Source organism: Peribacillus sp. P4_C12, from assembly GCF_056402095.1.
The window spans coordinates 1-578 of sequence record NZ_JBFUIB010001175.1 but is presented as its reverse complement, the minus strand read 5'-3'; the positions used below and the strand labels follow the sequence as shown (position 1 = coordinate 578).

Genomic DNA, 578 nt, shown 5'->3' with positions numbered 1-578 from the left:
GTGAAGCCTGGGGTCAAGGCCGTGACGACTGACGACATCCGCTGGTTGCGCTGTAATATTAAAAGCTTGAATCTACTAGGTAACATATTGGCTAAGCAACAAGCAGTGGAAGCTAGCTGTGACGAAGCAATTCAGCATCGTGATGGGACGGTAACGGAAGGAAGTTCATCGAACGTTGCTATCGTGGTGAAGGGGACATTGAAAACGCATCCGGCCACCAACTTGATTCTGAATGGGATTACTCGTCAGGTGATGTTAAAACTATGTGCCGATAATGATATTCCCTATGTCGAAGAAGCCTTCACAGTCGAGGAAATGATGGCAGCTGATGAGGTCCTCTACACGAGTACAAGTGTAGAAGTGACACCGATTATTAACATCGATGGAGAATCGATTGCTAATGGAGAACCAGGACCGATTACCAAAAGTCTGCAAAAACTGTTTTCTGAAGAAATTGAGAGACAATGCGGTGCCGTTAAAGAGAATTAATAAGTGCCCCCCTGCCACGCGGCATGGGGGGTTTTACATTTCAAGTTTTTATATCCCCATTCATTTTCTCCTTATTTACGCTACCGTAA

1 protein-coding gene is annotated in these 578 nt (G+C 45.2%); it reads left to right on the top strand.

Annotated features, from left to right (window positions below):
• Positions 1-489: aminotransferase class IV (locus AC1DUW_RS32000; RefSeq protein WP_477644603.1), on the top strand; the 489-nt coding region annotated here is incomplete at its 5' end.
• Positions 490-578: the final 89 nt, after the last annotated feature.